This window comes from Xanthomonas protegens (assembly GCF_038442435.1).
In the GTDB taxonomy this organism is placed as follows: Bacteria; Pseudomonadota; Gammaproteobacteria; order Xanthomonadales; family Xanthomonadaceae; genus Xanthomonas_A; species Xanthomonas_A sontii.
In genome coordinates this window covers 166,214-187,711 of the sequence record NZ_JAQJCQ010000009.1, presented here as the reverse complement: position 1 = coordinate 187,711, position 21,498 = coordinate 166,214, and the positions used below count along the sequence as shown (strand labels likewise).

Genomic DNA, 21,498 nt, shown 5'->3' with positions numbered 1-21,498 from the left:
GAGGCGCGCTTCAGGCGCGACGCGACCAAGCCACAGGCCCACAAGGACAGCGCCCTGATCGGGCTGCCGTCCCCTCCCCGACCGCAAGGCCAGCACCGCCCCCCGGTCCGTCCCCAACCTCTCGGGTTCGCAAAGCCAGCGAACACCACCCACACGCCCCGGGTCAGCACCCGGTCGCATTGGCGGCCGCATAATGCGGCGATGGAGACGACTCGTGCATAGCGGCGGCCTGGAACTGGCGCTGGTTCTGCTGCTGGCCGCGGTGATCGCGGTGCCGGTGTTCAAGCGCCTGGGCTTGGGCGCGGTGCTGGCCTACCTGGCCGCGGGCGTGGTGCTGGGGCCGGACGGGCTGGGCTTCGTGCAGGACACCGAGCGGATCCTCAACGCCGCCGAGATCGGCGTGGTGATGCTGCTGTTCCTGATCGGCCTGGAACTGTCGCCGGCGCGCTTGAAAGTGATGCGGCATGCGGTGTTCGGCGCCGGCAGCGCCCAGGTCGCGCTGACCGCGCTGCCGCTGGGCGCGCTGGCGCTGTGCATGGGCCTGAACTGGAAGAGCGCGCTGGTGATCGGCCTGGCGCTGGCGCTGTCCTCCACCGCGGTGGGCCTGCAACTGCTGGCCGAGCGCAAGGCGCTCAACAGCGACTACGGCCGGCTCGGCTTCGCCATCCTGCTGTTCCAGGACCTGATCGCGATCCCGCTGCTGGCCGCGGTGCCGCTGCTCGGCGGCGCCAAGAACGACACCCTGACCTGGACGGAAGTGGGCCAGGCGCTGGGCGCGCTGGCGCTGGTGGTGCTGTGCGGGCGCTTCGTGCTGCGCCACCTGTTCCGCACCGTGGCGCGCACGCGCATGCCCGAGGTGTTCACCGCCAGCGCGCTGCTGGTGGTGCTGGGCAACGCCTGGTTCCTGCAGAAGGCCGGGCTCAGCCCCAGCCTGGGCGCGTTCCTGGCCGGTGTGCTGCTGGCTGATTCGGAGTTCCGCCACGAACTGGAGGCGCAGATCGAGCCGTTCCAGGGCCTGCTGCTGGGCGTGTTCTTCATCGCCGTGGGCATGGGCATCGACCTGGACCGCATCGTCGCCGAGCCGTGGCTGATCGCCGGCGCCGTGGCCACGCTGCTGCTGGTCAAGTTCGCGCTGCTGGCCGGCATCGGCCGCGTGCTGCGCCTGCCCTGGCGCAGCGCGCTGCTGCTGGGCAGCCTGCTGTGGCTGGGCGGCGAGTTCGCCTTCGTGGTGTTCACCGAGGCGCAGCGCGTGCGCCTGCTCGACGACGCCACCCACGACCGGCTGGTCGCGGTGGTCGGCGTATCCATGGCGCTGACGCCGCTGCTGCTGATCGGCATGCAGCGCCTGCTCGGCGCCAGCGAGGCCGGCAAGGGCAAGCAGCCGCCACCGCCGGCGGCGCAGTACGACACGGTGGACACGCAGCGCGCGCAGGTCCTGATCGCCGGCATGGGCCGCTTCGGCCAGATCGTCGCGCGCCTGCTGACGGCGCAGCGCATCCCGTTCGTGGCGCTGGAACACAATCCGGACACGGTGGAGGACCTGCGTCGCTTCGGCAACCAGCTCTACTACGGCGACCCCAGCCGTCCGGACCTGCTGCGCGCGGCCGGCAGCGACGGCATCCGCATCTTCGTGGTGGCGATGGACGACCCGGAGACCAACATCAAGACCACCCGGCTGATCCGCCGGCTCTACCCCACCGCCAAGGTGCTGGCGCGCGCGCGCAACCGCCAGCACGCCTGGCGGCTGATGGATCTGGGCGCCGAACCGTTCCGCGAGGTGTTCGCCTCCAGCCTGGAGCTGAGCGAGCAGGTGCTGCTCGGCCTCGGCCTGGATGCGGCGACCGCGCGCGACCGCATCGCCCGTTTCCGCGAGCACGACACGCAACTGCTGCGCGCCCAGCACCTGGTCTACGACGACGATGCAGCGGTGGTGCAGACCGCGCGTGCGGCGCGCGCCGACCTGACCAAGCTGTTCGAGGCCGACGTCAACGATCCCACGGCGGGGCCGGCGGAGACGGCGGGCGCGGGGCAGCCGCGCGGTTGAGGCGGGTGGCTTGGATGCTGCGGCCGGGGCCGCACGGCCAACGGCGTCGCAGGCGTGCGCTGCGCGCTGTGCGCTCGTCGCTGCCGATCGCGGTGGGTCACGTCGGGCATGTCATCGTCGCGTTCGACGGAGCGCGATTGGATACTGACTAATCGCCCAGCAGCGCACCGACTACAGCGTGGTGCACGTGAAGGGCACCTCTAACAACGCGTCATTGCCGCGGCTCGGCACGATGTATCTCCGCGATTGTAGGAGCGGCTTCAGCCGCGACAGGCATCACCGGGAATGCCCGTCGCGGCTGAAGCCGCTCCTACGAGGGAATTCGACGGCTTCCGCCGCGGTGACGCAGCCGCTGGGCGGCGATGATAGGGACGACGGAAGTGGGCACTGGCATGCCGACACGAAGGCTGATGGCGGGCGCACTCGCTGTCCATTGTGGGAGGGGCTTCAGCCCCGACTGCTGGATCCAGCCGCCATGCATCCGCCCGCCTTTTCATGGAGGCATCTCCCCGAGCACTGGCGCGCTCACGCCAGCGCCCGGGGCAGCGCTCAGCGTTTGCGCGCGGGACGCTTCGCGGTGCCGCTGGCCGCACGCTTGACGGTTTTCTTCGCGACTTTCTTCGCGGCCTTCTTGGCGACCTTCTTCGCCGCCGGCGTCTTCGCCGGCGCCGGGGCAGTCTTGCGCTTTGTCGACTTGCCTGGCTTCGCCGAAGCCGAGGCATCGCCCGCCTTGGCCCCGCCACGCTTCGGCGCCGGCGTCACCGGCCGGGTCTCGGTGGTGGCGGTGGCTTCCGGCGGGCGCCGCGGCGGCGGACGGCGCCCGGCGGTCAGGGTGCGCCAGGTGTGGCCGCCGTTGAGCGCCAGCAGCGCATCGGCCGCGGCCGGGCCGGCACTGCCGGCCGGGTACTGCGGGGTCTCGTCGGCCGAGGTCTGCCAGGCGTCGAGGATCGGCTGCACGATGGTCCAGGCCGCCTCGACCATGGTCGCGTCCTGGAACAAGCCGGCCTCGCCGTGCATGCAGTCCTGCAGCAGGCGTTCGTAGCCCACCGTGTATTCCTTGGGGAACCAGTCGCGGTAGCGGAAGTCCATGCGCACCGGCGCCAGGCTGACCCGCGCGCCCGGGCGCTTGACGTCGAACTGCAGCGAGATGCCCTCGTCGGGCTGGATGTGCAGCACCAGCCAGTCCGGGCCGTAGCCGCCGATCTCGGCGCTGCGCAGCGGCGCCAGCGGCGCCGGCTTGAAGCGGATCGCGATCTCGGTGGTGCGCTCGCGCAGGCGCTTGCCGGTGCGCAGGTAGAACGGCACGCCGGCCCAGCGCCAGGTGTCGACCTGCAGCTTCATCGCCACATAGGTCTCGGTGTTGGAATCCGGCGGCACCGTGTCTTCCTCGCGGTAGCCCGGCACCGCGTTGCGGCCGATCGCGCCCGCCGCGTACTGGCCACGGACCACGTCGGCCGGACTCAGCGGCCGCACCGCCTCGATCACCTCGGCGCGCCGGCGCAGCATCGCCGCCGGGGTGAACGCGGCCGGCGGTTCCATGGCGATCATCGCCAGCAACTGGAACAGGTGGTTGGGCACCATGTCGCGCAGGCAGCCGGTGGGGTCGTAGAAACCGCCGCGGCCTTCCACGCCGATGGTCTCGGCCGCGGTGATCTGCACGTGGTCGATGCGGTCGCGGTTCCACACCGGCTCGAACAGGCCGTTGGCGAAGCGGAAGGCGAGGATGTTCTGCACCGTTTCCTTGCCGAGGAAATGGTCGATGCGGAACACCTGGTCCTCGTCGAGCACGCGGCCGACGATGGCGTTGAGCTCGCGCGCGCTCTGCAGGTCGTGGCCGAACGGCTTCTCCACGATCACCCGGCGCCAGCCGCCGTTGGCGCTCTGCTTGACCAGGCCGGCCGCGCCCAGCTGCTCGATCACCGGGGCAAAGAAACGCGCCGCGGTGGCCAGGTAGAACAGCACGTTGCCGCCGGTGCGGTACTGCGCGCCGATCTTCTCCAGCAGCGCGCCCAGGCTGCGATAGGTGCCGGCATCGTTGAAGTCGCCGCGCAGGTAGTGCAGGCGCGAACGCAGCCAGCCCCACACCTCCTCGTCCAGGCCATCAGCCTTGAACTCCGCGTCGCGGTCGGCCATCAGCCCGCGCATCGCATCGCCGAGCATGCGCCGCCACGCCACTTCGCTGACCGCGCCGTGGTCCACGCCGATCACCGCGAATTCCTCGGGCAGCGCACCGCTGTGGCGCAGGTTGTACAGCGCCGGCAGCACCAGGCGCCGGGTCAGGTCGCCGCGGGCGCCGAACACCACGATCAGGCAGGGAGGAGTGGTCTGGGAAGCATCGCTCATGGATGGGTGTCCTGTTCGCCGATCAAGCCATGCAGGCGCAGCGCCGCGTGGACCAGCGCCACGTGCGAATAGCCCTGCGGGAAATTGCCGAGCATGCGGCCGCTGCGCGGGTCGTACTCCTCGGCCAGCAGGCCGACGTCGTTGCACAGCCCGAGCAGACGCTCGAACAGGGTGCGCGCCTGTTCGCGGCGGCCGAGCAGCGTGTAGTTCTCCACCAGCCAGAAGCTGCAGGCGATGAAGGTGCCCTCGCCGGCCGGCAGGCCGTCGCCGCTGGCGTCGTCGGCGCGGTAGCGCTCGACCAGGCCATCGATGCTCAGGTGTTCGGCGATGGCATCGGCGGTGGCGGCCACGCGCGGATCGTCCGGCGGCAGGAAGCCGACCAGCGGGATCAGCAGGGTCGCCGCATCCAGCCGCTCGCTGCCGTAGCTCTGCACGAAGTAGCCGTCGCGGTGCACGCCCTGCGCCAGCACCTGCGCATGGATCTCGTCGGCCAGCGCGCGCCAGTGCGCGCGTTGCGCGGCGTCGGCGTCGGTGACGCCGTCGCGCGCGCCGCAGTCGAACGCCAGCCACGCCATCACCTTGGAATGCACGAAGTGCTGGCGCTTGTCGCGAATTTCCCAGATGCCCTCGTCCGGTTCGCGCCAGCGCTGCTCCAGCTCCTCGAGCAGTTGCCGCGCCAGCGAGCGGCCATGCACCGCCGAGGCCATGCCCTCGTGGTGGCCGCGGTGGAACGCGGCGATCACCTCGCCATAGACGTCGAGCTGGAACTGGCCGACCGCGGCATTGCCCACGCGCACCGGCGAGGCGCCTTCGTAGCCGGGCAGCCAGTCCACCTGCCATTCGGACATGCGCCGTTCGCCGCCGATGCCGTACAGCGCCTGCAACTGGTCCGGCGACCCGGCCACCGTGCGCTGCAGCCAGCCATGGAACGCGGCGGCCTCGTCGAAATAGCCGGCCGAGCGCAATGCGGTCAGGGTGAACACCGCATCGCGCAGCCAGCAGAAGCGGTAGTCCCAGTTGCGCTCGCCGCCCAGGCGCTCGGGCAGCGAGGTGGTCGGCGCGGCGACGATCGCGCCGGTGGGCAGATAGCTCAGGCCCTTCAGCACCACCAGCGAACGCCGCACCGCCTCGGTCCACGGGCCGGCATGCAGGCAGCGGTGCGACCAGCCGTGCCAGAACGCCTCGGTCTGCGCCAGCGCCTGTTCCGGCGCCAGCAGCGGCGGCAGTTCCAGGTGCGAGGCGCCGTGGCTGAGCACGAACCAGGTGCTCTCGCCGGCCTCCAACACGAACTCGGCCTCGGTGGCGAAACCGTGGCCGTGCATGGCCTGCGGGCTGCGCAACGCGATCTGGTCCGGCCCGGCCACCGCCTGCAGGCCGCCGTCGATCTGCGATACCCAGGGGATGGTGCGGCCGTAGTTGAAGCGCAACTGCAGTTGCATGCGCAGCGGCACCTTGCCGTCCAGGCCACGCACGATCCGCACCACGTGGTTGTGCAGCACCTCGTCATGGCTGGCGACCATGAAATCCAGCAGCGCCACCGTCCCGGTCTCGGTCTCGAAGCGCGTCTCCAGCACCAGGCTGCCGTTGCGGTAGGCGCGAGTGCTGGTGAAGGCGCCCTGCGGCGCGATCGCCCAGCGGCCGTGGTCGGGCTCGCCGAGCAGGGCGGCGAACAGGGCATCGGAATCGAAGCGTGGCAGACACAGCCAATCGATCGAGCCGCAACGGTCCACCAGGGCCGCGCTGCGGCAGTTGCCGAGCATGGCGTAGTCTTCGATTCGCGAGGCCATCGTCGGCGCCGGGACGGAGGAGCGGCGAGTCTGCCAGCGCCGGTGTTTGCGTCGCGTAATCGCCGCGGCACGCCGTTCAGGCGCGCGCAAGCGCGCGGCTACGGCTACACTGCGGCTGCGCATGACTTCCGATCCCGCTGCCGCCGCCCTGCGCACTCTGGTCCTGGAGGACGATCCGATACTGCGCGATCGCATCCTGGTACCGGGCCTGCGTCGCTTCGGTTTCGCCGCCGACGGCTGCGGCACCGGCGCCGAACTGCAGCAGCGGGTACAGCGCGAGGGCGCCGAGATCGTGGTGCTGGATGTCGGCCTGCCCGATACCGATGGCTTCACCCTGGCCGGCGCGCTGCGGCAGCAGTACCCGGACCTCGGCATCGTCATGCTGACCAGCCTGGGCCAGACCGAAGACCGCATCCGCGGCCTGACCGGCGGCGCCGATGCCTACCTGTCCAAGCCGGTGGAAATCGACCTGCTGGCCGCGACCCTGCACAGCCTGGCGCGGCGCGTGAGCGGGCGTCCGCCGGCGGCGCCGGCGCGCGGGCGCTGGCAGATGAGCGAAGACGGCTGGTGCCTGCTGTCGCCGTCCGGCGCCGCCGCCGCGCTGACCGGCAGCGAACGCCGCCTGTGCCTGCGCCTGCTCGAGCAACCGGGCCTGCTGGTGGCGCGCGAGGCGTTGATCGCCGCCCTCACCGACCGCGTCTACGACTTCGACGCGCACCGCCTGGATTCGATGGTGCACCGCCTGCGCAGCAAGGTGCAGCGCCGCTGCGGCGAACCGCTGCCGCTGGCCGCGGTGCACGGCAAGGGCTACATCCTCGATCCTGCCGGCTGATCCGCCCCGCGCCAGCGCGCGCCGCGTGGCGCGGGCCGCCGCGGCAGGCCAGGCCTACGCCGGCACCGCGGCCGGCACCGCATCGGCATGCGGCAACACGATGCGGAAGCGCGTGCCCACGCCCACCGTGCTGTGCACCTGGATCCGGCCACCGGCGCGCACCACCAGGTCGCGCACCACCGCCAGGCCCAGGCCGGTGCCGCTGTCGGCGGGCTTGGTGCTGTAGAACGGCTCGAACACCTGCGCGGCCACCTCCGCCGGCATGCCGTGGCCGTCGTCGGCGACCTCGATGACGGTGCCGTCGTCCTCGCTGGAGACGGCGATGTCGAAATGGCCGCGGTCGGCGATCGCGTCGCGGCTGTTGGACGCCAGGTTCAGCAGCATCAGGTCGAACTGGCTGCGCTCGAAGCGGATCGGTGCCGGCGCCGCCGGTAGCGAACAGCGCAGCACGATCCGCGCTTCCAGCAACTGCCGCAGCATCGGCTGCAAGGCCTCCACCGCGGCCGCGGCGTCGAAGCGTTCGACATGCTCGGCATCGCGACGGCTGAAGCGCAGCAGCCGGCGCACGATGGTCATGCCGCGTTCGGCCGATGCCTCCACCGCCGCCAGGCTGTCTTCCAGTTGCGCGATGCGTTGCGCGTCGCTGACCAGGTCGTCTTCGTGGCGCGTGGCGGCGAAGCCGGACATCACCGCCAGGATGTTGTTGAAGTCGTGGGCCAGGCCGCTGGCCATGCGCTCGGTGATCTCGCGCTTCTGCGCGTGGATCAGTTGGGCCTGTGCGCGTTCGCGCTCCTGCATTTCCTGCTGCAGGCGCTGGCCGCGCGCATTGGACTCGCGCAGGCTTTCGCGCAGCGCCTCGGTGGTGCGGTCCAGCAGCAGCGCCACCAGCAAGTAACTGAACAACACCGGCAGCACGTTGAAGAGCGCCTGCGCCGGGGCGCCGGCCAGTTCTTCCAGCGCATCGCGGCCAACGCCGACACCGAGCATCAGCAGCAAGACGGCGAAGGTCACCCACAGCGCGCGGCGCCCAAGCACCAGTCCGGCCAGGATCAGCGCCAGCAACTGCGCCAACTGGTCCGGCAATTGCCGCTGGAAGCCGTGGATGGCGGCGTTGACCAGCAACGAGCCGAGCATCGCCCCGAGCAGCAGCCGCACGCCGCCGCGCAGGGCGCCATGGCGCACGCGCACGAAGCCGATCGCCGCACATACCCCGATCAGCAGGCTCATGGTCAACGAGATGATCAGGCCGGGCTGCAGCGGCTGCCCGCGCAACTGCGGCCAGGCCAGCACCAGCGCGATCGCCAGCGTGGCGGGAATGGTCACCGCCAGGAACAGCAGCAGCAACTGGATCACCCGCGCGTTGCGCCGGTCCACCTCGTCCAGCAGCGGCGCGCGGCCCAGCCAGTTCCAGAACGCCTTCATGCCGCCGTGCCCAGCCCGTTCAGTGAGAATCCTGTGATGATCATGCGAGAACTTGCGGGTGACAAGCCGGTGACGGCGGGCCTAAGTTCACATGACGGAACGCGCCCGGGGACGACGGCGCGACATCCAGACCACTCCTGACCGATACGGAGGCGCACACGCGCCGCCGACGTCGCCTTCTGCCTGCCGTTTCCCAGCCCGAGATCGCCATGAACGATTGTACTTCCCCCCTTGGCACCGCCGCCCGTCATCCGATTCCCCGCGCCTACAGCACCCTGGCCCTGGCCTGCGCGCTGTGCCTGGCATCGACGGCCATGGCACAGACCCCCTCCGCTACGACCGCCACCACCGCGACGACCACCGCGCCCGCCCAGCCCGCCCAGCCCGCCACCACCGGCACCGGCACCGGCACCGGCACCGACGCCAACGCCAACGCCAACGCGACCCCGGCCGCGACCACCTACGACCCCAGCGTCTACTTCAAGGCCACCGGCAGCGCCAACAGCAATGCCGGCGCCGACGCCGAAGGCGACGAAGCGCTGGCCGCCGGCGAGGCCGCCTCGGCGGTCGGCACCGGCGCCATGGCGCTGGGTGGCGGTGCGGTCGGCTATGCCGACCACGCGCTGGCGGTGGGCCACAACAGCCTGGCCACCGAGATCTCCACCACCGCCGTCGGCGGCATGCTCGACGTGGACTACTCGTACCTGTCCGGCGGCGTGAAGATCCTGCAGCAGACCTCCGCCACCGGCATGGCCGCCACCGCGCTGGGCGCCGGCGCCCAGGCCAGCGGCAAGTTCAACGTGGCCGCCGGCGCCGGCGCGATCGCCAGCGACCGTTCCAGCGTCGCCGTCGGCGGCATCGTCGACATAGGCGAAGACGGCTTGAGCGCGGAAGGGATGCAGTTGCAGGCCACCCAAGCCACCGGTCCGCTGTCCACCGCGCTGGGCGGCGGCGCGCTGGCCACCGCCTACAGTTCCACCGCGGTCGGCGCGCTGGCCGAGGCCAGTGCGAACCGCACCGTGGCCGTGGGCTCCAGCTCGCTGGCCAACCAGTACGCCGCCGTGGCAGTGGGCGCGCAGAGCCAGGCCACCGCCGAATGGGCCACCGCCTTCGGCAATGGCGCACGCGCCTGGGGCACCCACAGCGTGGCCATGGGCCCCAGCGCGTTCGCGCAGAGCGACGACGGCACCGCGGTCGGCCCGGCGGCGTTCGCCGGCGGCGTCGGCGCCACCGCGCTCGGCAACGGTTCCTGGGCCGGCGGCACCCGCAGCCTGGCCCTGGGCGGGGGCATGGTGTGGAACGGCGAGTTCTTCCGCGAGACCCCGGTGCTGTTCTACGACAGCATCGCGGTGGGCACCGGCGCGGACGTGTTCGGTGACCATTCGATCGCGATCGGCCCCGGCGCCCGCGTCGGCAACTCGCAGTTCGTCAACGGCCAAACGACCATCACCAACAACAGCGTGGCGCTGGGCGCCGGCTCGGTCGCCGAACGCGACAACACCGTGTCCATCGGCGCGGCGGGCGCCGAGCGCCAGCTCACCAACCTGGCCGCCGGCACCATGGACACCGACGCGGTCAACCTGGCGCAGCTGCGCAACGTCGCCGCCGCGTTCGGCGCCGGCAGCGTGGTCGACGCCAACGGCACCCTGATCGGCGGCAATTACCTGGTGCAGGGCAGCCACTACACCGACCTGGGCTCGGCGATGGGCGCGCTCGACACCGCCCTGACCGGCTTCGGCAACCGCCTGAACACCATCGGCGGTTCCGGCGGCATCAGCGTCGGCGGCGGCGACGGTGCGGCGAGCGCGCCCAGCACCGGCGCCGGCACCAATGCCGTGGCCGTGGGTTCCGGGGCCACCGCCAACGGCAACAACGGCCTGGCGATGGGCGCGCAGGCGCTGGCCTATGGCCCCAACGACACCGCCATCGGCGGCAACGCCACGGTCAATGCCGACGGCAGCACCGCGGTCGGCGCCAACGCCCGCGTCGCCGCGGTGGCGACCAATGCGGTCGCGCTCGGCGAGAGCGCCAATGCGTCGGCCGCCTCGGCCACCGCGCTCGGCCAGGGCGCCTCCGCCAGCGCCGCCAACGCGGTGGCGCTGGGCCAGGGCTCGGTCGCCAACCGCGCCAACACGGTCTCGGTGGGCAGCGCCGGCAACGAGCGCCAGGTCGCCAACGTCGCCGCCGGCAGCGCCGACACCGACGCGGTCAACGTGGCGCAGATGCGCGCCGGCAACAACGCCACCCTGAGCAGCGCCAACGCCTACACCAACACCCGCATCACCGCGCTGGACGACAGCTTCAACCAGTTGCGCACCGACACCGAGCATCGCCTGGACGGCATGGACCGGCGCATGGACAAGCTCGGCGCGATGAGCGCGGCGATGCTCAACATGGCGGTCAACGCCGCCGGCACGCAGAGCCCGCGCGGGCGCGTATCGGTCGGTGCCGGCTTCCAGGGCGGGCAGCAGGCGCTGTCGATCGGCTACGCCCGCAAGCTCGGCGAGCGCGCCTCGTTCAGCCTGGGGGGCGCCTTCAGCAACGGCGAGTCCTCGGCCGGCATCGGCGTGGGTATCGATCTGTGACGTACCGCGGCGCCGCGAGCGCCGCGGGTTTCTCCTTCTTTCCTCTCTCTTCCAGGATCCGCAGATGATGTCTTCCAACACCCTCGCCGCCGCCCTCGCCGCCGTCCTGTTCGCCGGTGGCGCGCAGGCGGCCACTCCCACCATCCCCCTGGGCGGCGTGCAGGGCCCGGTGCCGCAATCGGCCAGCGCCAACGACCTGGGCCAGCGCTTCATCGTCAAGACCCGCGATGGCGGCACCCAGGCACGCAGCATGCTCGCCACCACCCTGAGCAGCGCGGTGGCGCGCAGCGGCATGCAGCGCGCCCAGATCGGCAGCAATGGCCTGACCCTGCGCAGCGCGGTCAGCGCCAAGGTGCTGCGCGACATGGCGGTGCCGGGCTGGCACGTGGTGCAGACCTCGCGCCACCTCAGCGACAGCGAGCGCACCGCCTTCATCAACGAACTGAAGGCCGACCCGTCGGTGGTGTCGGTACAGGTCGACCGCCTGTACCAGCGCCTGGACGAGGCCAGCGTGCGCGGGCCGGCCGTCGCCGCGGCCGCCGCCTCCACCACCCCCAACGATCCGGCCTACGCCAAGCTGCAGTGGAACTTCAACAACGCGGTCGGCGGGGTCAACGCCGAGCAGGGCTGGACCCGCTCCACCGGCAAGGGCGTGGTGGTGGCGGTGGTCGACACCGGCGTGGTCAAGAACAACCCCGACCTGGCCGCCAACGTGCTGCCGGGCTACGACATGATCACCGACCACCGCGTCTCGCGCCGCGCCACCGATGGCCGCGTGCCCGGCGGCGACGACCTGGGCGACTGGGTGGAGGCCGACTACTGCGTCCCGCTGGGCGCCAGCGGCAATGCGCCGGAAAACAGCTCCTGGCACGGCAGCCACGTCTCCGGCACGATCGCCCAGGTCACCAACAACAACCTGGCCACCGCCGGCCTGGCCTACGACGCCAAGATCCTGCCGGTGCGCGTGCTCGGCTCCTGCGGCGGCTTCGGCAGCGACATCGCCGACGGCATGCTGTGGGCCGCCGGCCTGCCGGTGGACGGCCTGCCGACCAACCCGAACCCGGCCGAGGTGATCAACATGAGCCTGGGCAGCAGCGCCCCGGACAGCTGCCCGCAGCTCTACCAGGACGCGATCGACAAGATCAACGCCAAGGGCACCATCATCGTCGTCGCCGCCGGCAACTCCAACGCCGATGCCGGCACCTACACCATGTCCTCGTGCAGGGGCGTCATCAGCGTCGGCGCCTCGCGCATCAACGGCGGCCGCGCCAGCTACTCCAACTACGGCACCCGCGTGGACCTCGCCGCGCCGGGCGGCGGCGGCGACGTCGACGGCAACCCCGGCGGCTACATCTTCCAGGTGATCAACGGCGGCACGCAGAGCCCGACCGGCGACTGGCAGATCGGCGGCATGGCCGGCACCTCGATGGCCTCCCCGCACGTGGCCGCGGCGGTGGCGATGGCGCAGAGCATCGCCAAGACCCCGTTCACCTGGACCGGCATGCGCGAGCTGCTGCGCGCCAGTGCGCGGCCGTTCCCGGTGGCGATCGCCAGCACCACGCCGATCGGCGCCGGCATCCTGGACGTGGACATGCTGCTGCAGATGGTCACCAACCCGCCGTGCGATCCGTCGGACAGCAGCTGCGTGCCGCCGACCAAGACGATGACCAACAAGGTCGAGATGCGCGGCCTCAGCAGCCAGGGCGGCGACGCGCTGTACAGCTTCCAGGCCGCGGCCGGGAGCACGGTCAGCTTCATGACCTTCGGCGGCACCGGCAACGTGGCGATGTACGTGTCGGCCGGCAAGGTGCCGACCAGCAGCAGCGCCGACGCCCGCTCCACCCGCCCCGGCACCACCACCCAGACGGTCCGCCTCACCCCGTCCAGCGCCACGACATACTACGTGCGCCTGAGCGGCAGCTACAGCGGCCTGACCGTGGTCGGCCGGCAGTAAGGCCCTATCGCGCGGCGGCGCCGTTCGCCGCCGCGCGGCGTGCGCGGGAGGAGACCCTCCCGCCGCGCATCCGAAAGCAGCGACGTGCCCGCCATGACGAAATTCGCCCGCCCTCCGGCGGGCATTTTCTTGGGCGCTGCGGCGTACCGCGATGCCGCGCGATGCCGCAAGCCCCTCTCCCACCGGGAGAGGGGTTGGGGTGAGGGTGCGGCACGAGGCGTGGCGCACTGGGCGAGGCGGGGCTGCGCCCTACCCTCATCCGGCCCTACGGCCACCTTCTCCCGGTGGGAGAAGGAAGATCGCTAGCGGCTTTCGCGCAGGAACCGCGCCATCGACGACACCCCCGGCAGCGCCGGCTGGAACTGCCCGGCGACGTCGACGAAGCCGCGCATCACCGCGATCTCGCGCGGGGTGCGGTTCAAGGTATCGCGCAGTTCCGGATCGGCGCCGGCGCGCAGCAGGCGCTGCACCAGCAGCGGCAGGCCGTGCAGCGCGGCCAGGTGCAGCGGGCCGAAGCCACGCGGATCCTGCACCTCCAGGCTGACCTCCTCGTCGAGCAGGCGCTCGACGCCGGCCAGCACCACCGGCTCCTCGCAGGCCGTGCCCGGTTCGGCGCGCGCGCCCAGCAGCAACAGCAACGGCGTGACCCCGCCGGCGGAACCGCGGTCGGCCTCGGCGCCGGCCAGCAGCAGCGTGTCCAGCAGGGCCAGCAGGCGCGACTTGTCGCGCGCGGTGAAGCCGTACAGCGCGGCGCAATGCAGCGGCGCCAGTTGCTGGGCATCGCCGGCATGCACGTCGGCACCGGCGGCCAGCAGCCGCGCGGCGATGTCCGGCAGACCCAGTGCGCAGGCCAGCATCAGCACGGTGACCCCGCCCGGCAGGCGGTGTTCGATCTGCGCCCCGGCCTGCAGCAAGGCCGCGACGATCTCGGTCTGGCGCATGCTCACCGCCGCCGACAGCGGCGTGGCGCCGCTGGCCGCGGCGTGCTGCAGATCGGCGCCGCGCGAGAGCAACAGTTTCACCGCCTCGGCATGGCCGCCGCCGGCGGCGCGCAGCAACGCGGTGCAGCCCTGCGCGTCCACCGCATCCACCGGCAGGCCGAGGTCGATCAGGCGGCGGATCGCCTCGGCGTCGCCGACCATCGCCGCGGCCGGCACGTCGGCCTCGCGCAGCGGGCGCCGCGGCAGCGGCCAGGTGCGCCAGTCCAGCCAGTCGGCCAGGTCGCGGCGGCCGCTGGCCAGGGCCACGCCGAGTGGGGTCTGGCCGTCGGCGGCGCGCGCGTCCGGCGAGGCGCCCTGCTGGATCAGCAGTTTCAGGGAGGCCTCGCGGCCCAGCGCGGCGGCCAGGTGCAGCGCGGTCATGCCGTGGCTGTCGCGCGCTTCGCGGTCGGCGCCGCGCTCGAGCAACTGCAACTGCAACCGCAGCCAGCCCAGCCGCACCGCCAGCGACAGCGGCGGATCGCCAGCCGGCGACGACGCGAACGGATCGGCGCCGCGCTCCAGCAGTTCCAGGGCGAACTGTTCCAGCGCGCGCGAGGCGTGATCGTGCTGGGCGCAGGCGGCGAGCAGCCGGGTCAGGCCGCCGCGGCCGGCCGGCGACACGCCGTGGCGCAGCATCGCCTGCAGGCTGGGCACCGCCTCCACGCCGCGCGAGAGCAGCGCGAACATCGGGGTGTCGCCGCAGGCATCGAGCACCTCCGGCTCCGCGCCATGCGCCAGCAGCCAGTCCACCGCCTGCGCGTTCAACGCCAGCGGCGGCTCGTGCAGCAGCGCGCCCAGTTCCTCGGCCGCGCACAGCCGCGCCAGCGCGGCCAGGCCGTCGCGCGGCTGGCCCAGTTGCAGGCCTTCGCGCAGCAGTTCCAGCGGCGGCCGGTCGGGCAGTCCGGCCGGGCCGGTCTCGCCCTGACCGTCGCTGACCGCGGCCGGCAGCGGATAGTCCGGGTCCAGCGCGGACACGATCGCCCAGCGCCCGGCCTCGGCGGCGAGGTCGACGGCGCGGCGGCCGCTCTGGTCCGGCTGCGCCGGCGCCACGCCCAGTTCCAGCAGGCGCCGGATCAGCCCGGGGGCGACATGGTCGGCGGTGCAGGCCAGCAGGATCGCGTTGCGGCCATCGGCATCGACCGCAACCAGGTCCGGCTTGTGCGGCAGCAGCCGTTCCAGCACCGCCACGCGGCCGTGGCGGGCGGCTTCCAGCCACGGCGTGCGGCCCAGCGCGTCGCGCGCTTCCAGGTTGGCGCCGGCGCCGAGCAGGGCCTGCACGATCTCCACGTGGCCGGCCTGCGCCGCCTCGTGCAGCGCGCTGCGGCGCTGGCGATCGCGCGCGTCGACCCGCGCCTTGTGCTTGAGCAGCAATTGCACGCCGGCCGGATCGTCTTCCTCGGTGCCGGCCGCGGCCAGCAGCACCGGGCTGGCCTCGGCCGGCTCCGGCTTGGCGCCGCGTTCGAGCAGGAACTTGGCCATGCGCCAGTTGCCGACCTGGCAGGCCACGGCCAGCGGGGTCAGGCCGTCGCGATTGGCCGCGTCCAGTTCGGCGGCGGCGTCGCGCAGCAGCGCAGCCACGCCCGGGTCGGAGCTGCGTGCGGCGTGATGCAGCGGGGTGTTGCCGTCGCCGTCGCTGGCGCGCGGGTCGGCGCCGTTGGCGAGCAGGGTCATCACCGCCTCCGGGCGGCCATGCCAGCTGTCGCGGGTGGCGGCCAGCAGCGGGGTCATGCCCAGGTGCGGGCGATTGACGTCGACCCCGCGCACGATCAGTTCGCGCAGCAGGCGCAGGTCCGGCAGCACCGCCGCCAGCACCGGCAGGCTGCGCTGGTCGCGCCACTCGGCGGCGGGCAGCGCATGCGGATCGGCGCCGGCCTGCAGCAGTTGCAGCGCGCGATCGACGCGGCCACCGCGGGCGGCGTCGTACAGCGCCGCATGCAGTTCGTCCTGCGCCGGCGGCGGCTCGTCCGCGCGCGGCGCGGCGGTGGCGCTGAGTTCGGCGAACAGGTCGGCGGAGGACACCGGCGGGGTCAGCGTCTGCGGCGGCGCCACCCGTTGCAGGCCGGCGTGCAGCAGCGGCGACAGCAGCGCATAGGCCAGCGCCAGCGGCCAGCGCGCGGCCTCGGCGAGCAGCCCCGGCCAGGCCATCACCACGCCGAGCCCGGCCAGCACCAGCACCAGCGCGGCCACCGCCAGCCCGCGCCAGGCCTGCACGTCCTGCTGCGCCAGCGCATGCCAGCGCGCGCCCAGCGGGCCGCCCTCGGCATCGCTGCCGTGCCACAGCGGCCAGGTCCGCCACAGCCCGAGCAGCGCGGCACTGGCGGCCACGCTCAGCGCCAGTGCGGCGGCCAGGCTGCCGCTGTCGTGCAGCGCCGCCAGCGGCCAGGCCACCAGCACCGCGACCAGCGCCATGCCGCCGGCCCACAGCACCAGCAGCGGCGCCGCCGCGCCGACCAGCTCGCGCGCGGCGCGCGGACGCGGCCGGCTGCCACGGTGCCAGGACAGCGCCAGCGCGAACGCCGGTTGCGCCAGCCATGCACCCAGGGCGGCGGCCAGCGGGCCGATTCCGGCGGCCAGCGCCAGCACCGCGCCCAGGGCGGCGGCGAGCATCGGCGCACGCGCGCGGAGGAAAGAGTCAGTCATCGTGTCGATCGGTGGTGCCGGGCAGGGACGGCGGCAATTGCAGATGGAAGCCGCAGCCGGCGAGGTTGGCGCGCACCGCGGCCGGATCGGCGCGGGCCAGCGTGCGTTCGGCGGTCAACGCCACCTCGAGCACGAACGCCAGCGGCTGCAGCGACGCCAGCAGCGCCGGCGGCAGACGGCCGAAGTCGTCGCGGGCGGCGAGATACAGATAGGTGTCCGGCTTGCGTTGGCTTTTGTAGACGTAGGCTTGCATGCCCGTGGCGTGCGCCTGGCGTGGAAAGGCAAGCGATTGTGGAGGAAATGCGCCAGCGGCGAAAGCGCACGCCGGCCCTGCGCTGAACGGATCCGGGCGCGGGCGCTATTCACGTTCGCGTCGCCGGTGTTTCACGGCATGACCGGATGCGTCGATATACTGCGGTGATTGTCCTTGTATGGAATACCGCGTGACCGAAGCGTCCCCGTCGCCCCGCATGGCCCCGGTGGCCATCCGCGCCTACACCGCGACCAACGCGCTCGGCAGCGGACTGCAGGCCCAGGCCGCGGCGCTGCGCGAGGGCCGCAGCGGCCTGCGCCGCAACGACTTCGGTCCGCAGCCGCTGGAATGCTGGATCGGCCGGGTGGACGCGCTGGAAACCGCCGCGCTGCCGGAGCCCCTGGCCGCGTGGGAATGCCGCAACAACCGCCTGGCCTGGCTCGCCCTGCAACAGGACGGCATGGCCGCCGCCGTGGCCGCCGCGGCGCAACGCCACGGCGCCGAACGGGTGGCGGTGGTGATGGGCACCTCCACCTCCAGCATCGGCGCCAGCGAGGAGGCCTACACCCGGCTCGAGCACGACGCGGACGGCCCGCGCATGCCCGCCGACCTGGACCGGCCGATCGTGCACACCCCGCATTCGCTCGGCGATTTCGTGCGTGCCGCCACCGGCCTGCGCGGCCCGTGCATCACCGTTGCCACCGCCTGCTCGTCCAGCGCCAAGGTGTTCGCCCAGGCGGCGCGGCTGATCGCCGCCGGCGTGGTCGATGCGGCGCTGGTCGGCGGCGTGGACACGCTGTGCGGCAGCGTGCTGTTCGGCTTCAACTCGCTGCAGGTGGTGTCGCCGGAACCGTGCCGGCCGTTCGACGTGCGCCGGGTCGGGCTGTCGCTGGGCGAGGCCGGCGGCTACGCGCTGCTGGAACGCGCCGATGCCGCCGACGCGCCGCCGGCGCAGGCGCTGCTGTGCGGCTACGGCGAATCCAGCGACGCCCACCACATGTCCGCGCCGCATCCGCAGGGGCTGGGCGCCGGCCTGGCGATGCGCGGCGCGCTGCAGCGCGCCGGCGTGGACCCGGCCGAGGTCGGGTATCTCAACCTGCACGGCACCGCGACCCCGGCCAACGACAGCGTCGAGGCCGCCGCGGTGGCGGCATTGTTCCCGCCGACCCTGCACGCCAGTTCGACCAAGGCCTGGACCGGGCACACGCTCGGCGCCGCCGGCATCGTCGAGTCGGTGTTCGCACTGCTGGCGCTGCGCGACGGCCTGTTGCCCGGCACCCTCAACAGCGAACTGCCCGACCCCGCCTGCGGCCCGCAGATCCGCTTCGCCACCGCCCATGCACAGGTCCGCTACGCGATGAACAACTCCTTCGGCTTCGGCGGCAACAATTGCTCGCTGCTGTTCGGCCGCGCATGAGCACGCCCATGCTGAGCGCCACGATCGAAGGCATCGGGTTCTGGGCGCCCGGCCTGCCCGGGTGGGCGGTCGCGCAGGCCTTCGCGCGCGGCGACGGCGCGCTGCTGGAGACGCCGGCGCGGCCCTCGCCGCAACTGCTGGCGCCCAACGAGCGCCGCCGCGCGCCGGACACGGTGGCGGTGTCGCTGGACGCGGCGCTGGCCGCCTGCCAGGACGCCGGCCGCGATCCGGCCACGCTGTCGTCGGTGTTCACCTCCACCCACGGCGACCTGGCGATCACCGACTACATGTGCACCACCCTGGCCAGCGAACCGCTGTCGGTGTCGCCGACCAAGTTCCACAACTCGGTGCACAACGCCGCCGCCGGCTACTGGACGATCGGCGCCGGCGCCACCGCCGCGGCGACCGCGATCAGCGCGCACAGCGGCAGTTTCGCGCAGGGCCTGCTGGAAGCGCTGTCGCAATTGGCCGCAGGCGAGGAGGCGGTACTGCTGGTCGGCTACGACAGCCGCTCGGTGGGCGCGCTGGGCCGGATCGCGCGCAGCGAGGGCCTGCTCGGCGGCGCGCTGGTGCTCAGCGCCGGCGCGCGCGACGGCAAGCCGCAGCTGCAGGTGCAACTGCGCGACGGCACCGCGCCGGTCGGCGATGGCGCGCTGGCGCGGCATGCCGCGGGCAACGCGATGGCGCCGATGCTGCCGCTGTTCGACGCGCTGGCGCTGGGCGGCAGCGGCTGCGTACTCGATGCCGGTGGCGGCCGCTGCCTGCAGGTGGAGCTGCGCGCATGAGCCGCACGCCGCTGAGCGCCGCCGACGCGGCGATCCTGATTCCGGCCCTCAACGAACGGCTGCGCATCCGCGAGGTGGTCAGCGACGCGCTGGCGCACTGCCCGCGGGTGATCGTGGTCGACGACGGCTCCGACGACGGCACCAGCGACTGCATCGCCGACCTGCCGGTGACTCTGCTGCGCCATCCGCAACGCCGCGGCAAGGGCGCGGCGTTGCGCAGCGGCTTCGCCGAGGCGCAGCGCCAGGGTGCGCGCGCGGTGATGACCATGGACGGCGACGGCCAGCACAGCGCCGCCGACTTCCCGCGGTTGCTGGCCGCGGCCAACCGCCATCCCGGCTGCGTGATCGTCGGCGCGCGCCTGCGCAAGCGCGCCAGCCAGCCGCCGATCCGCCGCATCGGCAACGATTTCGGCGACTGGGGCATCGCCTGGGGTTGCGGCTTCCGCCTGGTCGACAGCCAGAGCGGCCAGCGCCTGTACCCGCAGTCGGTCTACACCCTGCCCGACGTGCCCGGCGAAGGTTTCGTGTTCGAGGCGCAGCTGCTGATCTCGGCCGCGCGCCAGGTCGGCGCACGGGTGGTGGCGGTGCCGATCGAGACCCGCTACGCCAACCAGACCCCCGGCACGTTCCGCAAGAGCCACTTCCGGCTGGTGCGCGATCTGTGGAAGATCACCTCGCACGTGATCGTGCAGGTGTGGACCTACGGCCACGTGGTGCGCGAGTACCGGCGCACCCGCGCCAATCCGGTGCTGATCGACGACGTCGACGGCACCCTCGACACGGCCCCCCTGGCCGTCGCCAAGGAAAAGACGACATGAAGGCAGCGCAGGCGGATGTGGCGATTCTGGGCGGCGGACTGGCCGGACTGACCCTGGCGCTGCAATTGCGCCAGCGCGATCCGCAACTGCGCATCCGCGTGCTGGAACGGCGCGCGCACCCGGTGCGCGAGGCCGCGTTCAAGGTCGGCGAATCCTCGGTGGAAATCGGCGCGCACTACTTCGCCGACGTGCTGGGCCTGCGCGACCACCTGGATGCCGAACAGATCCGCAAGTTCGGCTTCCGCTTCTTCTTCTCCGACGGGCGCGCCGACATCGACCAGTGCACCGAGCTGGGGGTGAGCCAGTTGCTGCCGACCCCGTCGTGGCAGATCGACCGCGGCCGCTTCGAGAACTTCCTCGGGCAGCGCGCGCGCGAGATGGGCGTGGAGTTCCTCGACGGCAGCACGGTGCGCGGCGTCGATTTGGCCGAGGACGACGGCGACCACTGCGTGCGCTACAGCCGCGACGGCGCCGAGGCCAGCCTGCAGGCGCGCTGGGTGATCGACGCCAGCGGCCGTGCCGGCCTGCTCAAGCGCAAGCTCGGCCTGGCCCAGGACAACGCGCACCAGGCCAATGCGGTGTGGTGGCGGGTGGACGGGCTGGTCGATCCCAACGGCTGGTCGCAGGACAGCGCCTGGCTGCAGCGCTGCACGCCGCCGGACCGCTGGCGTTCGACCAACCACATGTGCGGCCCCGGCTACTGGTTCTGGCTGATCCCGCTGTCCTCCGGCGCGCATTCGCTGGGCATCGTCTGCGATGCCGCGATGCATCCGCTGGAGACCATGAACACCCACGCCAAGGCGATGGACTGGCTGCGCACGCACCAGCCGCAGGTGGCCAGCACGCTGGAGCGCAGCGAGCACACGGTGCAGGATTTCCTGTTCCTGCGCGACTTCTCCTACGGCTGCAAGCAGGTGTTCTCGGCGCAGCGCTGGGCGCTGACCGGCGAGGCCGGCGTGTTCCTGGACCCGTTCTATTCGCCGGGCAGCGACTTCATCGCGATCAGCAACACCTACATCTGCGAACTGATCGGGCGCGAGCGCGCCGGGCGCGACATCGCGCCCTACGCCGAGCTGTATCAGCAGCTGTATTTCTCGTTCTACGAGAACACCCTGACCCTCTACCAGGACCAGTACCCGCTGTTCGGCGACGCCCAGGTGATGCCGGTCAAGGTGATCTGGGACTACACCTACTACTGGTCGCTGCTGGCGCCGCTGTACTGCACCGACCGCATCGCCGACCTGGCCGTGCTGGGCCGGCTGCGCCCGGCGCTGCAGCAGGCCAGCGCGCTCAACCTGGGCATGCAGGCGCTGCTGCGCGACTGGGGCGCGGCCAACCGCGCGCAGGCGGCGGCGGTGGCCGACGGGCGCCTGCTGGACCAGTACCTGATCGGCTGGTTCCACGAACTCAACCGCGCCCTGAGCGACCGGCTGGACGATGCCGCCTTCGTCGCCCGCCTGCACGGCAATGTCGCGCGCATGGCGGAACTGGCCGGGGAGATCCTGGCACGCGCCCGCCAGCAGCATCCCACGCTGGCCGACCACGGCCTGCTGGACGCCTGCCGCGACGCGGCGACGCCGCTGCCGGTCCTGTCGCCGGCCTGGTACGCGGACGCCGCCTGATCCACGCGCAGGGCCG

At 72.5% G+C, this 21,498-nt stretch carries 13 protein-coding genes; 8 read left to right on the top strand and 5 right to left on the bottom strand.

From position 1 onward, the window contains the following. The first annotated feature begins 214 nt into the window (after positions 1-214). Positions 215-2,044 (top strand): monovalent cation:proton antiporter-2 (CPA2) family protein, encoded by a 1,830-nt coding sequence (locus PIQ37_RS12370; RefSeq protein WP_342073698.1) that lies wholly within the window; start codon positions 215-217, stop codon positions 2,042-2,044. A 549-nt stretch (positions 2,045-2,593) separates the two neighbouring features. Here PIQ37_RS12370 and zwf read toward each other — a convergent pair. Beyond that, on the bottom strand, positions 2,594-4,387 hold the full coding sequence (gene zwf / locus PIQ37_RS12365; RefSeq protein ID WP_342073697.1) for a glucose-6-phosphate dehydrogenase: 1,794 nt from the start codon (positions 4,385-4,387) through the stop codon (positions 2,594-2,596). After that, complete coding sequence (locus tag PIQ37_RS12360; RefSeq protein ID WP_342073696.1) at positions 4,384-6,174, bottom strand: glycoside hydrolase family 15 protein; 1,791 nt, start codon at positions 6,172-6,174, stop codon at positions 4,384-4,386. The genes zwf and PIQ37_RS12360 overlap by 4 nt, the downstream gene beginning before the upstream one ends. A gap of 121 nt (positions 6,175-6,295) precedes the next feature. Between PIQ37_RS12360 and PIQ37_RS12355 the strand changes: the two genes are divergently transcribed. Further along, positions 6,296-7,006, top strand: coding sequence for a response regulator transcription factor (locus PIQ37_RS12355; protein WP_010341557.1), 711 nt, complete (start codon positions 6,296-6,298; stop codon positions 7,004-7,006). A 54-nt stretch (positions 7,007-7,060) separates the two neighbouring features. On the opposite strand, the gene PIQ37_RS12350 is transcribed toward PIQ37_RS12355, so the two are convergent. Beyond that, the gene (locus PIQ37_RS12350; RefSeq protein WP_342073695.1) at positions 7,061-8,428 is read right to left on the bottom strand and encodes a sensor histidine kinase; all 1,368 of its coding nucleotides are present in this window, start codon (positions 8,426-8,428) and stop codon (positions 7,061-7,063) included. A 209-nt stretch (positions 8,429-8,637) separates the two neighbouring features. Between PIQ37_RS12350 and PIQ37_RS12345 the strand changes: the two genes are divergently transcribed. Continuing rightward, positions 8,638-11,013 carry a YadA family autotransporter adhesin gene (locus PIQ37_RS12345; protein WP_342073694.1) on the top strand — a complete coding sequence of 792 codons (2,376 nt, stop codon included), beginning with the start codon at positions 8,638-8,640 and terminating at the stop codon, positions 11,011-11,013. 64 nt (positions 11,014-11,077) lie between these two features. Continuing rightward, a complete protein-coding gene (locus PIQ37_RS12340) occupies positions 11,078-12,967 on the top strand; it encodes a S8 family serine peptidase (RefSeq protein WP_342073693.1) in 1,890 nt (629 codons plus the stop codon). A gap of 302 nt (positions 12,968-13,269) precedes the next feature. Here PIQ37_RS12340 and PIQ37_RS12335 read toward each other — a convergent pair whose 3' ends face one another. Both PIQ37_RS12335 and PIQ37_RS12330 read right to left on the bottom strand, forming a co-directional pair. Next, positions 13,270-16,587: an ankyrin repeat domain-containing protein gene (locus PIQ37_RS12335; RefSeq protein ID WP_342073692.1), complete on the bottom strand. Its 3,318-nt coding sequence runs from the start codon at positions 16,585-16,587 to the stop codon at positions 13,270-13,272. Then, positions 16,580-16,840 (bottom strand): YcgL domain-containing protein, encoded by a 261-nt coding sequence (locus PIQ37_RS12330; RefSeq protein ID WP_017909431.1) that lies wholly within the window; start codon positions 16,838-16,840, stop codon positions 16,580-16,582. The genes PIQ37_RS12335 and PIQ37_RS12330 overlap by 8 nt, the downstream gene beginning before the upstream one ends. 217 nt (positions 16,841-17,057) lie before the next feature. Here PIQ37_RS12330 and PIQ37_RS12325 point away from each other — a divergent pair, with 217 nt between their 5' ends. Genes PIQ37_RS12325 through PIQ37_RS12310 form a run of 4 tightly spaced genes read left to right on the top strand, consistent with a single transcriptional unit; the run spans position 17,058 to position 21,482 of the window. Beyond that, complete coding sequence (locus PIQ37_RS12325) at positions 17,058-18,257, top strand: beta-ketoacyl-[acyl-carrier-protein] synthase family protein (RefSeq protein ID WP_342073713.1); 1,200 nt, start codon at positions 17,058-17,060, stop codon at positions 18,255-18,257. Positions 18,258-18,265: 8 nt separating this feature from the next. Continuing rightward, positions 18,266-19,042 (top strand): beta-ketoacyl synthase chain length factor, encoded by a 777-nt coding sequence (locus PIQ37_RS12320; RefSeq protein WP_342073712.1) that lies wholly within the window; start codon positions 18,266-18,268, stop codon positions 19,040-19,042. Beyond that, positions 19,039-19,860 (top strand): glycosyltransferase family 2 protein, encoded by an 822-nt coding sequence (locus PIQ37_RS12315; protein ID WP_342073691.1) that lies wholly within the window; start codon positions 19,039-19,041, stop codon positions 19,858-19,860. Before PIQ37_RS12320 ends, PIQ37_RS12315 begins: the two co-directional genes overlap by 4 nt. Next, positions 19,857-21,482: an NAD(P)/FAD-dependent oxidoreductase gene (locus PIQ37_RS12310; RefSeq protein WP_342073690.1), complete on the top strand. Its 1,626-nt coding sequence runs from the start codon at positions 19,857-19,859 to the stop codon at positions 21,480-21,482. Before PIQ37_RS12315 ends, PIQ37_RS12310 begins: the two co-directional genes overlap by 4 nt. Positions 21,483-21,498 lie beyond the last annotated feature (16 nt).